This window comes from Luteibacter sp. OK325 (assembly GCF_003050935.1).
In the GTDB taxonomy this organism is placed as follows: Bacteria; Pseudomonadota; Gammaproteobacteria; order Xanthomonadales; family Rhodanobacteraceae; genus Luteibacter.
The window spans coordinates 658,222-671,246 of the sequence record NZ_QAOX01000002.1 but is presented as its reverse complement, the minus strand read 5'-3'; the positions used below and the strand labels follow the sequence as shown (position 1 = coordinate 671,246).

General features: G+C 63.1%; 12 protein-coding genes. 6 read left to right on the top strand and 6 right to left on the bottom strand.

What is annotated here, in order from left to right; translation table 11 throughout:
* The first annotated feature begins 13 nt into the window (after positions 1–13).
* The gene (locus C8J98_RS06820; protein WP_158272631.1) at positions 14–775 is read left to right on the top strand and encodes a zf-HC2 domain-containing protein; all 762 of its coding nucleotides are present in this window, start codon (positions 14–16) and stop codon (positions 773–775) included.
* A 120-nt stretch (positions 776–895) separates the two neighbouring features.
* Positions 896–1,417: a demethoxyubiquinone hydroxylase family protein gene (locus C8J98_RS06815; RefSeq protein ID WP_107912272.1), complete on the top strand. Its 522-nt coding sequence runs from the start codon at positions 896–898 to the stop codon at positions 1,415–1,417.
* A 2-nt stretch (positions 1,418–1,419) separates the two neighbouring features.
* Here the strand turns inward: C8J98_RS06815 and C8J98_RS06810 are convergent, their stop codons facing one another.
* Positions 1,420–1,974: a hypothetical protein gene (locus C8J98_RS06810; protein ID WP_107912270.1), complete on the bottom strand. Its 555-nt coding sequence runs from the start codon at positions 1,972–1,974 to the stop codon at positions 1,420–1,422.
* Positions 1,975–2,101: 127 nt separating this feature from the next.
* Between C8J98_RS06810 and C8J98_RS06805 the strand changes: the two genes are divergently transcribed.
* The 3 genes from C8J98_RS06805 to C8J98_RS06795 all read left to right on the top strand — a co-directional run bounded on the left by C8J98_RS06805 (position 2,102) and on the right by C8J98_RS06795 (position 5,394).
* Positions 2,102–2,677: a TetR/AcrR family transcriptional regulator gene (locus C8J98_RS06805; RefSeq protein WP_107912268.1), complete on the top strand. Its 576-nt coding sequence runs from the start codon at positions 2,102–2,104 to the stop codon at positions 2,675–2,677.
* A gap of 273 nt (positions 2,678–2,950) precedes the next feature.
* Positions 2,951–4,585: an NAD(P)/FAD-dependent oxidoreductase gene (locus C8J98_RS06800; RefSeq protein ID WP_107912266.1), complete on the top strand. Its 1,635-nt coding sequence runs from the start codon at positions 2,951–2,953 to the stop codon at positions 4,583–4,585.
* A gap of 164 nt (positions 4,586–4,749) precedes the next feature.
* A complete protein-coding gene (locus C8J98_RS06795) occupies positions 4,750–5,394 on the top strand; it encodes a glycoside hydrolase family 19 protein (protein WP_199229839.1) in 645 nt (214 codons plus the stop codon).
* A gap of 49 nt (positions 5,395–5,443) precedes the next feature.
* Here the strand turns inward: C8J98_RS06795 and C8J98_RS06790 are convergent, their stop codons facing one another.
* Positions 5,444–8,680 carry a protease pro-enzyme activation domain-containing protein gene (locus tag C8J98_RS06790; RefSeq protein ID WP_158272630.1) on the bottom strand — a complete coding sequence of 1,079 codons (3,237 nt, stop codon included), beginning with the start codon at positions 8,678–8,680 and terminating at the stop codon, positions 5,444–5,446.
* Positions 8,681–8,915: 235 nt separating this feature from the next.
* Between C8J98_RS06790 and C8J98_RS06785 the strand changes: the two genes are divergently transcribed.
* Positions 8,916–10,352, top strand: a complete 1,437-nt coding sequence (locus C8J98_RS06785; protein WP_158272629.1) for an ATP-binding protein — start codon at positions 8,916–8,918, stop codon at positions 10,350–10,352.
* On the opposite strand, the gene C8J98_RS06780 is transcribed toward C8J98_RS06785, so the two are convergent.
* The 4 genes from C8J98_RS06780 to C8J98_RS06765 all read right to left on the bottom strand — a co-directional run bounded on the left by C8J98_RS06780 (position 10,311) and on the right by C8J98_RS06765 (position 12,879).
* Positions 10,311–11,021, bottom strand: a complete 711-nt coding sequence (locus tag C8J98_RS06780; protein WP_233260140.1) for a response regulator transcription factor — start codon at positions 11,019–11,021, stop codon at positions 10,311–10,313. The genes C8J98_RS06785 and C8J98_RS06780 overlap by 42 nt on opposite strands.
* A 94-nt stretch (positions 11,022–11,115) precedes the next feature.
* Positions 11,116–11,343: a muconolactone Delta-isomerase family protein gene (locus C8J98_RS22455; protein WP_255417721.1), complete on the bottom strand. Its 228-nt coding sequence runs from the start codon at positions 11,341–11,343 to the stop codon at positions 11,116–11,118.
* 32 nt (positions 11,344–11,375) lie between these two features.
* Positions 11,376–11,873: a cupin domain-containing protein gene (locus C8J98_RS06770; protein ID WP_199229838.1), complete on the bottom strand. Its 498-nt coding sequence runs from the start codon at positions 11,871–11,873 to the stop codon at positions 11,376–11,378.
* Positions 11,866–12,879 carry an NAD(P)-dependent oxidoreductase gene (locus C8J98_RS06765; protein WP_107912259.1) on the bottom strand — a complete coding sequence of 338 codons (1,014 nt, stop codon included), beginning with the start codon at positions 12,877–12,879 and terminating at the stop codon, positions 11,866–11,868. Before C8J98_RS06765 ends, C8J98_RS06770 begins: the two co-directional genes overlap by 8 nt.
* Between the last annotated feature and the right edge of the window lie 146 nt (positions 12,880–13,025).

Here is a 13,025-nt window from a genome sequence, read left to right as displayed (position 1 = left end):
TGCCAACGATCTGTTGCCACTGTACTTCGACGGCGAGCTGGATCGTGCCACCAGTCGCGAATTCGAAGCGCACCTGGATGAATGCGCCGATTGCCGTACCACCCTGATCGAACTCGATACGTTGCGCAGCTCGTTGCGTAAGGATGCGCCACGCTACAGCGCGCCCGAGGCGCTGCGTTCCCGCATCCGGGAGGAGGCGGCAGCTTCGTCCGCCCGTCAGTCCTCTCGATGGCAGCGGCCCCGCCTCGCGTTGGCGGCATCATGGGTGATCGCGTTCATCGCGGGTGGCACGACATTGGCTGTGTGGAACCATGCATCGACCGCTGGACAAGAGCAATCGCGGCTCACGCGCGATCTGTTCTCCAGCCACTGGCGTGCGCTGGCTGCGGCATCTCCCATCGATGTGGTGTCCACGGATCAACATACCGTCAAGCCCTGGTTCGCGGGAAAGATTGCTACGGCACCCGTCGTGCGGGACTTTTCCACCCAGGGATACGCACTCATCGGCGGCCGCATCGATTATGTCGGCACCGACCGTGTTCCCGTGCTCGTCTATCGGCATGGCAAGCATGTAATCGACGTCTTCGTACTGCCAGCGACGGCGGTGCATGGTAGCGACGGACCCGTTCAACTGCAGGGGTATGTGCTGGAAGGCACGATGCTGGGCGGGCAGCCCGCCGCGATTGTTTCGGACATGGATCAAGCCGAGCTGACGCAATTCAGGGATCTGTTGGATACATCGAGCCGTTCCGACAACACCCTAGGCGACCGATGAGCAAGGCGCGCAGGGCGAGCAGGACGGTGCATGCTTGCAATTCGGCGAATGTGCGCCTCAAGCGATCAGTCGCTACTATTCGGCGATGCAAGGACTCCCCGCCAGCCAAGTGAGATCCGAATGACCGTCACGGACATCGGAAGTCGCATTATCAAGGTCGATCACGCCGGCGAGTTCGGCGCCATATCGATTTATACCGGTCAGATAGTCATGGCGAAGCTGTTTGCCCGGGACCTCGTCCCCGAGCTCATCGAATTCCGATCGCACGAACGTGGCCACCGCGCCATCTTTGCCGCTGAATTGAACAGAAGAGGGCGGCCCCGCTGCAAAAGCTACTGGCTCTGCGGTTCAGGTGGGCTCGTCCTCGGCTTGGTGACTGGCTTGCTGGGACGCTCCGCCATCTCGGCGACGACGGTGGCGGTCGAGAGCGTGGTGCTCCGACACCTGGAACAGCAGCTCATCGATTTGCGGGGTATCGATGAGGCCGCTGTTCTGGCGATATCGGCCATCGTGATGGAAGAGCGCCTCCACCACGATCAGGCTGCTTCGCATGTCGCGCAGAGCAGCCTGTGGTCCCGGTTATTGAATCCGGTGGTCTCGTCGGCGACCGAAGCCGTCATCTGGTTGGGGATGCGGGCCTGATATCAGGTGGACTCACTCTGATAGGCGTCGTAAGTCGGACGCTTGAAGGTCAGGCGCAACGCCGACAGTAAGAAGTACAGCCCACCGAACGCCGCATAAGGGGCAAGCTTGGCGATCGTCGGGGCATCTCCGAATGCCTGGATGGTCATGAAGACGCCAGCCAGCGCCGACTGCGCGCCGCTGATCATCATGAATACCTGGCCGCCTATCTTCCTGCGGCGGATGCCGACGAAAAGCTGGAGTAGTCCAGCCAGCAGGGCCCATACACCGAAGATGAAGAGCCCGCCAGCGTTCCCGCGGACGGTCAGGGCGACGACGAGGACGGCCGCCGTCGCGATGCTGACCACGGCGTTGAGTCGCTGACCTGGATTGGAGCGCAAGCCGCCAGATCGCCGTGCGTCGAGGATGTTCGCCAGCGCATCCCACGCGGGATAGAGGACCAGGAGGGCGCCGGAGACGACGGGTGGCACTCCCAGGTTCGATAGCAGCACCACCAGCGCGACCCAGGCGAAGGCGACGCCAGAGCGGAGAAAGTAGAAGCTTCGTAAGGTGTTCATTGGGGGGATTCCTTGGGTGAGGAAATAACCCTACTAGTAGGTAGGTTACAGAGTCAAGCGTCAGCATGAACGCGCTTCTGAGCCCATCATGTTGAAGAGCAGACCTACTAAATGGTAGGCTTCGCCCATGAACACCCAGCAGAAACTCATCGACTCAGCGCGCTATCTGATCCAGACCCGCGGCTACAACGGCTTCAGCTATGCGGATGTCGCCGAGCAGGTCCAGGTCCGGAAGGCGAGCATCCATCATCATTTCCCGGCCAAGGCCGACCTGGCGCGCGCGGTCGTTGAAGAATCGCGAGCCGGCATCGTCGAGCAGATCGCGTTGCTCGACGGCGACGACTTCGATCCGGTGCAGAAACTGGGTTTCTACACGGGGTACTGGGAGCAATGCATCGCAGACGCGTCAGCTCCGTTTTGCGTCGCTGGCATGCTGGCGGCGGAGCTGCCTTCATTGCCACCCGAGCTGGCGGAGTGCGTCCGCGCGCATTTCCGTGACTTGTCGCGATGGCTCGAGACCATTCTCACCAAGGGCGCACAGCAGGGCGTGTTTCGCCTCCAGGGCGCGGCAAGTACGGAAGCCGAGGCGTTCATCTCGCTTATCTGTGGCGCGATGCTCACCGCGCGGGCTTTCGGCGATCCGTCGAAGTTTGCGGATGTCGCTCGTGGCGGTTTGCGTCGGCTTGTCAGCCCGACCGCATGATGTCTTACCACCTACGACAGTCCTCTGCCATGCACCTTGCCGCATTGTTTCCGGGGCCGGTCTGCGCAATGGCGACGTCCTGGTGACGAGCGTCGATATCAACCCCGTGGACGAAAGCCTGGACGCACCTGTCGTTCTTCACGTTCGCCGGAGCGGTGAACCGATGACGATCTCGTTCGATCCTCGCGGTGGATCGCAATCCGGTCTGGTTTGGACCTCAATGGGCCCAAACATGCGAAAATGCCCGGCCAAATCGCCTGACCGCCCGCCCGCATGATCCGACTCACCGACATCAAGCTCCCGCTCGATCACGCCGAAGGCGCCATCGAGGCTGCCATCTGCGCCAGGCTGGGGTTGGGCAAGAGCGGCATGCTCGGCTTCACGGTGTTCCGTCGCGGCCATGATGCGCGCAAGCGCGGCAACATCCAGCTGATCTATACGCTGGACGTGGAAGTGGCTGACGAAGCCGGTCTGCTCAAGCGGCATGCTGACGACAAGCACGTGCAACCGGCCCCGGACACCAGCTACCAGTTCGTGGCGCAGGCGCCGGCCGATCTGAAACAACGCCCCATCGTGATCGGTCTTGGGCCGTGCGGCCTGTTCGCCGGCCTGCTGCTCGCGCAGATGGGCTACAAGCCGATCATCCTCGACCGTGGCAAGGCGGTGCGCGAGCGCACGGTCGACACCTGGGACCTGTGGCGCAAGCGCAAGCTGGATCCCGAGTCGAACGCACAGTTCGGTGAAGGCGGCGCGGGCACGTTCTCCGACGGCAAGCTGTACAGCCAGATTTCCGATCCGCACCACCACGGCCGCAAGGTTCTCAGCGAGTTCGTGAAGGCCGGCGCGCCTGACGAGATCCTCTACGTCAGCAAGCCGCATATCGGCACCTTCCGCCTGGTGACGATGGCGGAAACCATGCGCGAGACCATCGAGGCGCTGGGCGGCGAGATTCGCTTCACGCAGCGCGTCGACGATGTGCTGGTGGACACCGCCACCGACGGTTCGCGCCAGCTCCGTGGGGTGGTGCTGGCCAGTGGCGAGCAACTGTTGAGCGATCACGTCGTGCTCGCCGTCGGGCACAGCGCGCGCGATACGTTCTTCATGCTGCACGACCGCGGTGTGTACATGGAAGCCAAGCCGTTCTCCATCGGCTTTCGCGTGGAGCATCCGCAGTCGATCATCGACAAGGCACGCTTTGGGTCGCAGGCGGGTCATGCCCTTCTCGGCGCGGCCGACTACAAGCTTGTGCACCACTGCAAGAATGGTCGCTCGGTCTACAGTTTTTGCATGTGTCCGGGCGGAACCGTCGTCGCCGCCGCGTCTGAGCCGGAGCGCGTGGTGACCAACGGCATGAGCCAGTATTCGCGTAACGAACGCAATGCGAACGCCGCCATCGTGGTGGGTATCGAGCCGAAGGACTTCGCGGCGTTCGACGATAGCGGCAGCCCGTTGGCCGGCATTGCCTTGCAGCGCGCACTCGAATCGCGTGCCTATGAACTCGGCGGCCGCGACTACAGCGCGCCGGCCCAGTTGGTGGGCGATTTCATCAAGGGCCAGCCGTCCGCCGAATTCGGCACGGTGCAGCCTTCGTACAAGCCTGGCGTGCATCTGACCGATCTCGCGTCAGCCCTGCCGGAGTACGCCATCGACGCCATCCGCGAAGCACTCCCGGCATTCGATCGCCAGATCAAGGGCTTCGGCATGCACGACGCGCTGCTCACCGGTGTGGAAACGCGCACGTCATCGCCGGTGCGCATTCGCCGCAACGACGATTACCAGAGCCTCAATACGCGCGGTCTGTTCCCCGCCGGCGAAGGTGCCGGTTACGCCGGCGGCATCCTTTCTGCGGCGGTCGATGGGATTCGCGTGGCGGAAGCGGTGGCGCGGAGTATCAACGGCACGGGTTGATTTCAGACCGGCCGTCTCGATCACCGGACGCAAATTCGGCAAGCTGCGTGTGTCACTGCGGAAGTAAAAGCACCGTGTATCGCGAGTGATACGCCCATTCGTTCGATTGCGGTGGCTGTGTCGCGGTTGTATGACGAGCTTTCAACTCGATCGGGGCGGGGCACATGACGATCAGGGTCATTGACGCGGATATCCAGAGCCTCGCACCCAGTGCGCGGTCCAGCTACCGCCAGGGGTTTGCCCAGGCCCAGACCGTGCTCGACCGGTTCGGCATATCCAACAATGCGCTTCGTGTTGCGCACTTCATGGCGCAGGTCCTTCATGAATCTGGCGGGCTGACTTTCCAGTTCGAGAATCTGAACTACAGCGCGCCGAGGCTGCCGGTGGTGTGGCCTGCTCGGTTTCAACCGAAGGGGCCGCTCGATCCGTCCCAATATGCGCACAACCCGGAAAAGCTGGCCAACGAAGTCTATGGCGGTCGGATGGGGAACGATGCGCCAGGAGACGGCTACAAGTATCGCGGACGGGGCCTCATTCAACTCACGGGAAAAGATGAGTACCGCGCTGTCACGGAGCTGATTCGCTCGAAGTTCCCGGGTAACGCGCCTGATCTGGTCGCATCGCCTGATGATGCCGTCAGCGCCGATTGGTGCGTGGCATCTGCCGCGGCCGTCTGGGAGCAGAAAGGATGCAACGCTCTGGCCGACGCGGATGCCATCAAGCTCATTACCCGCAGAATCAACGGCGGATATGTCGGCCTGGCCCAGCGCGAGGAGTGGTTGCGGAGAACCAAGGCCATCTGGCACTAGAAGGGGCGAACGGTTGCCCGTCCGCCCCTCCGCTTGTACGCGCGCCGGGTCAGTGCGTACCGACCGCCGCCACCTGCGCACTGGTGGTCGGTGAGGCCGCATTGACCACGCCCTGCACGCGATTCATCTGCACCTTGTAGCCAGCGGGCACGACATACGCCGTGCCTTCGCCATCGGCGACCTGCTGCGACACGAAGCTGTCGCCGATGCCTAGCCAGAGGACAGCCTTGCCCTTGGCGTTGGTCCACAGCAGGTCGGCCAGGCCATCGCCGTCGAAGTCTTCGATCGTCGCGACGCTGTAGCCGTCCGGCGCCGCCATGGTCTTCTGGCTCGATACGCTCGCGCCGTCCATCTCCCACCAGCGCAGCTTGCCGGTAGAGGCATTGAACCAGATCAGGTCGGTCTTGCCGCTGCCGGCGATCTCGCCGACGCCGACAAGCGCGAAACCTGCCGGTGCGTTGCTGCCATCGCTCTTGGTGAAGCCGCCCTGGCCATCGTTGATCCAGTACTTGACCGCGTTCTTCGATCCGGTCCAGACGATATCCAGGATGCCGTCGCCATTGAGATCGGCCAGGTTGGGCGTGAAGCCCGCGGGTGCGGTAACCGTCGTGGTCGCGCCCTGTTCGCAGCCCATGGTGTCGAAGCGGCCGAACTTGATGGTGCCGCTGCAATCGAAGGCCCAGAACGACACCTTACCGGTGCTTGCGTTGAACCAGACTTCCTTCGACTTCGCCGAGGCGTCGACCAGTCCGGCGCCGACCAGGCTCCAGCCCGCCGGATACGGGAAGCGGAAGTTCTCCCAGCCATAGCTGTAGACCGCCAGGTTCAGGGTGTTGCTCGTCGGGTTGTCGCTTTCCATCACTGTCTGGTTGGTGAGCTGTCCGCCGAAGATGTCGAACGGGATGGCCTTGACCTGATCACCCGGCTGGAAGCCGTCGGCCACCTGAGCGCCCTGATTGACGGGGATCCACGTGTCGCTGCTGAGCACGGTGCTCCCGTTCATGCGCACCAGGGTGGCGTTACCGGTTTTCGGGCCGACCAGAAGCAAGGTGCTCTTGCCGTCGAGGACGGAGTTCAGGCCCACGCCTGGGTTGGCGCTGTCGTTGGCGCCTGCCAGATCCCAGGTGCGGGGGATGATCTGTCCGCGGGTCTGTCTGGCGGCGATGGCGTTGGTCAGGTTGGTCACGTTGACCGAGCCCAGGCCGGTGGCATAGTCGTAGCCCTTGGCGGCCTTCCACGCGGTGACCAGCGAGGCGCGCCCACCGTCGCTGACGACGCCGTATTGCTGTCCTTTCTTGACGAAGCAATCGCCGGTGCCTGCGAAGCAGGGCACGTCGATATCGCCCGTGGCAACGTCGTGGAACACGCAGCTGGTGTCGTTGGCTTTGCAGCCTGCTGCTGGCGTGGCGACCGTGCCGTATTGCGCGCGAGCCAGACCGTAGAGCGTCGGGCCGACATTGCCCAGGCGGTTGGCGCTTGCCTGGTCAACGAGGGCTTGCACGCCGGCCATGGCCGGGGCGGCGAACGAGGTGCCGCCGGCACTGTTGAAGAGCGAGTCGGTCGGATCCAGGTAGTTGCACGGCACGCCGCCCTGATCGCTATCGGACATGCAGAAGATCAGTGCATGACCATAGAGGCCGTTCGCAGCGAACAGCGAGATATCCGGCAACGCCCGCGTGACGTTCTGGTCCATGCCGGCGATACCCTGCTGCCAGGTCGGCTGGGACCAGACGTAGCTCGGGCCGCCGCTGCCACCGGCGGTGTTCAGGAAGTTCTCGCCGGCAGCGGAGTTGCAGGCGTTGTTCGGATTGGCGATACCCAGGACCGCATCGAGCTTGGCGCTGGCGCAGGAATCGTTCCAGGTCTGCTCCGGGATATAGCTGATCGCACTGGCGCCGAGCTCGCCGTTGCCGGCCAGCCAGTACTTCTGCGTTTTCTTGAAGTCGTCGAAGTCGGTGCCGCCGACGGCGATGTTGTAAGGCGTACTACCCAGTCCGTTCACCGCGATACCGAAGCTGGAGGCGATCTGGTTCTGGTCGCAACCGGCCGAGCCCGCGTCGCCGGTGGAGACGAAGACGGTCACGCCTTCGGCAGCGGCGGTCGACCACAGCGCGGCGGCTTCATCGAGATCGCCCACGGCGGCGCTGACGGATTCACACTCGCCGTAGCTCAGGCTCATGATCGGCGGCGGGGCGTCCTGCTCCAGCAGGTTCTGCGCGGCGAGGAAGGCACCGAAGTCAGCACCGCTATCCGCACAGGAGGCCAGCGTCACGTTGGCGTCAGGCGCCGCGGCACCGGCCCACTCGGCATCGAGCGCGGCTTCGCCTTCGTCGGCATTGGTTCCCGGATCGCCGCAGCTGGTGTCGCCGGCGAAACCCGCCGGGTGCAGTTGCGTGAAGACGCCCTTGGCATCGGCCGGCAGGAAGGTATGCCGGAAGGTGGCGACATCGGCATCCAGCACGTTGGTGCGCTCGAGCACGGCGACCGTCTGGCCGGCACCACGTACCGGGTTCGTCTGGCTCCACAGCGGGTTGACGTTGTAGATGGTGCCGAAGTCGGCCGGCACGACATCGAACTGGACGTCGCCCTGGTAGACGAAGTTGAAGTCGGAGGAGGGTGCACCGGCGGTGACCCATTCACCCTTCTTGTTGCGTTTGACCGGCTGGGCGTCCTTCTTCTGCGGCTTCGGGAAGAAGTCGGTCAGTGAGGCGACACCGCGGACGACGGGTACGAGGGCCGTGGGCAACTTCTGCTCGGCGCTATTGGCGAAATGACGCTTGCCATCGGCGCCGGTGAAGTGGTGCAGGGAGGTACCGAATGCCTGCTGCACGGCACCCACCGATCCGGTGAAACGGATAAGCATGCCGTCGGCGGATACGTTCTTCACGCCAAGGCCCTGGCTGGCGAGCCATGCCTTCACCGCGACGATGTCTTTCTGGTTCGGTCCGAACTGCGCGCCCACCTGGCTTGCGGTCAGCCACTGGTGGAAGTTGGGCGAGGAAGGATTGTCCAGCGAGGCGAGGTAGGCATCGAAGCGTTTCTGCTGGTCGTCGCTGCGCTTGAGCACCAGGGTCATCGAGGAAATTACCTCGGTGGTTCCCATGGGACCGGCATCGGCGCTGCTGCGGACCCTGGCAGGCACGCTGCCTGGCAGCGTCGTCATCTGACTCTTGTCGACCGACTTGGTGATCAACGGCGTGGTGGTGATGCTGCCTACCGTTGCGGTAGCGGCAGCGGCGTGCGCATCGCATGCGGCACTGGCGGCAGCGAGCAGCGCGCCTCCCACAAGCCAAGGCCTGAACGTGATTACTGACATAGTACCCCCGAAGGAAAAGAGCCCGTTTTGCCTCGTAAGTTCTTGTGCCCAACCCGTAAAAGGCTGCCCCTTCGGCACACGTCCGCATGACGCAGGTTCATGCGGACAACCGACGATAGCTTTACATCCATCGCAAAGTCACACACGCTCGACTGGCCGGCTTCTCACCGAGTTCTCACCGCCGGACGTCGAGGGGAAAAGCGCGATGATGTCCCGGATTCGCAGTTGGCTTGCCCATACGCCGATCGACGATCCGGTCGACCGACGCAATGCAGGTTTCATGCAGCTGCTGTTGATCTTCGAGGGCTTGCGCATTCCTGCGACCAAGCTCTATCTGCTCGGGCTGCACGGGTCGTATCTGCAGGAACATTTTTACGCCAGGGCACGCATCGGGGCGCCCGCGGCGCTCACCATCGACCTCGGTACCGATCTGGCGATGACCGTATCGGCGTGGTTGGGCTTCTACCTGATCCGTCGCGGACGATTCCCGCTGGCCGTCGCCCAGTTCGTGGGCACCATGCTCGCCTCCGGCGCGGTGGCCTATGCAGCGTTCGGCTACCACGCCACCGACGGCAACCTCACGCTGATGATGATCCTGGCGCTGAGCGGCCTGATGCTCGGCCGTAAGGCGCTATGGATCACGTACGCGGCTGAAGTGGTGATCCTGGTGGTGAGCGTCGATCCGCTCAAGGCTTCCGGCGCCGGCGATACGCCAGGTGTTCTGCTTGCCATGTACAACCTGTTGCCGATGCGCGCGCTGACCAGCTACCTCCTGATTGCATTGATCGTCGACCGCAGTATCTATGCCTTGCGCGAGAGCCTGCTCGAGTCGGATCGGCGTCGGCGGCAACTGGCGCTGGAAATTGCCGAGCGCGAACGCACGCAGGAGCAACTGCTTCATGCACAGAAGATGGACGTCGTTGGCAAGCTGGCCAGCGGTGTCGCGCACGACGTAAACAACGTCTTCGACATCATCCTCGGCTTCTCCACCGAGCGTGACCGACTTCCCGCGGACGACGAACCGATGGACGGCAACACCCGCGCCGTGGCCGATGCGCTGGAGGGCATCGAGTTGGCGGCGCGGCGCGGCACGGCGGTGTGTCGCAAGCTGCTCAACTTCAGCCGGAACGACGTCACCCTTACCGAGGAATTCGATGCGGTGGCGGCGCTGCAGGAATTGCGCCCGCTTGCGAGGCAATCCTTGTCGTCGCATTGCCAGCTGCGCATCGAGCTTCCGCCGGAGTCGCGGCTGATCCGTTTCGACCGCAGCCAGTTCGAGATGGCCATCATCAACCTGGTGACGAACGCCCGCGATGCCATGCCCGAGGGCGGCAGCTGTACGATCACATTGGAAGACAGCGACGGATACGTGGCACTGTCGGTACAGGACACCGGTATCGGTATGGTCGAATCGATCTGCGCGCAGATGTTCGAGCCGTTCTTCACCACCAAGTCCGTCGACCGCGGTACCGGCCTCGGCCTGAGCGTCGTCCACGATCTGGTGGTGCAGGCCGGCGGCAGGACGACGGTAGAGAGCGTGCCGGGGCAGGGGACGACAATCCGGCTGTTGCTACCACGGATCGAATCGGTCGCCGAGGCGTCAGGCTTCCAGGACGTAGCCCGTGCCGTGGGCGGCGTTTAGCGGCAGTGGTTCGCCGAGGGCGGCAAGAACCTTGCGGCGCAGGCGATGCACCATGGAGTCGAGCCGGTGCGGGTCGAAGGCATCGACGTCATCGGTGAGCACGGCGATCAAGGCCTCGCGCGAGACGACTTCGTTAGTGCGCCGAAGCATCACGTCGAGCAGGCGGCGCTCGCTCTTGCTGAGCATGACGCGGCCGCCGGAGGGCGCCAGCAGGAACCATTCGTCCGGGCTGAGCGCCCAATGGCCGGCCGGTACCGTCGCCGGCTCCAGGCGCCGGGCCACGCTATAGAGCGTGGCCACGAGGACATCGATCTCTACCGGCTTGGTGAGGTAGGCGTCGGCGCCTTCGAACAGGCCGCGCACGCGGTCGACGTTGTCGCTGCGACCGGTCAGGATGATGATGCCGGCCCTGGGCACGGCGGCACGGAGCGAACGCGCCACTTCGAAGCCATCGCCGTCGGGCAGGCCGAGGTCGAGCAGAAAGATATCGGGGGCGCCTTTCCCGACCACCGCGTGCAGCTCAGCCGCGCTGCCGGTCGCGGTGACCTCGAAGCCGAACTGCCTCAGCTTGGGCGCAAGGATCCGGTCGCGCAGAAGGTCGTCGTCTTCCAGGAGCACCAGTCGCAACGGCCGCGCTGGCCCGCCGGACTCTGGCTTCGATGTCGTCACGCTAATGCCTCGATATCGCAAGGCCGCGAGCGCGGCTACCGAGAGGAGCTTGCCCTCACGGCGAGGCGAAAGCCAGCGGCGTTCTCACAGCTTCTCAATCTCCCGTGGTGGCTTCTTCGATCGAAGCGGGATGACGGTTCAGTGCGATGACCTCGATTTCCATGTAGCGGAACAGCGGCAGCGCGGTCAGGATCTCGTGCAGTTCGTCCGCATCGTTCACCCTGAAAATGCTGGTATTTGCCCATTTCCCGGTCACGCGCCAGATGTGCAGCCAGTGGCTATGCCAGCCTCGTTCCTTACGGCGCCCCGGACAACCATACATTCGTATTATCTTGCGACCTGGCGCACAGCCCGTCACCATCGGCAAAACTTCGCCGCCAGTTCCTGTGCGTGCGAAAAAAGAGCGACAAACTCGCGCCGCGATGCAATCTGGCTGTCCTCATATTCGAATCCCGGCATCACCGACTCACTGAGAAGCCCGTAGGTGCCGCCAGGATGGAGCTCCGAGCACTTCCACGCACCACCGGGCACAACGAGCTGCAAGGTCTCCCCGGCGGTGAGGTCCGGGCCGAGAACGTGCCGAGCCACGCGACCGGTTTCGTCCAGCAGCCAGTAGGTCATCGGCGCGCCCGCATGGAAGAAGTGGACGATGGGAGAGAGGTTCCGATGCAGGTAGCCCTTGGGCTCGTCGTCCGTGAGCATGTAGTAGATGCAGGTTCCGATGCTCCGCATTCCATCCTTTCCGGGGCGGCCCGTGCCGATGGTGATGTTATTTCGGTACGTCTCGGCGAAATAGCCGCCCTCACGATGACGATGCATCGAGAGCGCGCGAATGTAGTCGGCTTTAGTCACGTCGATCCCCAGCTCGGGTCAGGCCCTCGATGGGATACGGTGGGTCGAGGAATCGTTGGGCATGATATCCCTTGATACCTATGGTCCGGGCGAGACGACTCCGATAGTCCAGTGAGCGCGCTAGCCGTTCTATCACGTACCCGAAATCGTACTTCGGCGTCCAGCCGAGTTCCGCTCTTGCAAGCGCGTTGACGTAAACGCGATCGATGGCGGGAAGCATCGTCCACCCGCGTCTGCTGTACTCATGCTCATAAGCAGGAACGTGCCGGCGAACGATCCTGTCGGCTTGCGTGCGCAGCTCGACCAGGTCGTCCTTCGAGAAGGGCGTCGTCGCACTGACGACATACCGACCGAAACCGAGGCGGGTTGCGTTCTCCAGGGCGAGCAGATGTGCCGATACCACATCCTCCATGTCTACCCGGCGATACAGATACTCGGTGACTTTAAGGTTGTCCTGGTCGTATCGTTTCTGCATTTCCCTGTCATCGTCTGCTTCCTGGAAGAACCTCGATGTCCTGAGTACGACGCAGGGCAGTCCATGTCGGTAATGTTGCATTTCGCACAGATGCTCTGCGGCAAGCTTCGTGACACCGTAGATATTCTTCGGAATCGGGACGATGTCCTCGGTAATCCATGCCGCGGGTTCGCCCCATGAAGGCGTCAGCACGTGTCCGAACACACTGGTCGTGCTTGTGAACACGAACGAACGAGTGCCTGCTTTTACGCATTCTTCAAGCATGCATAGCGTCCCGTCGACGTTCGTCGCAACAAACTCGGTGGATGGGTGCGTTGCGATATGCGGCTTGTGCAGGGTCGCCGTATGCACGACGCCGTCGACGCCCACCAGGCCTCTCGCCACCAGCGACCGGTCCGTAACGGATCCGACCAGGCTTGTGTACGGCGACGGCTTCAGGTCCAGTCCGATCGCTTTGTGGCCGGCCGCCCTCAGGGTTCGCATCAGTGCTTCGCCCAGATGCCCCGCACTTCCTGTGACGAGGACTCGCATATGCATTATTGCGATACAGAAGTATCGAGAATCCCCTCGCGCACAGGCTGGCGCAATAGTTCTTCCGTTGTAGGGTGAACTTTTTCGGCCAATGCAACCCGTGACAACCAAAGTCTTTTCCGGGAGCACATACTTCGTCCATCCGG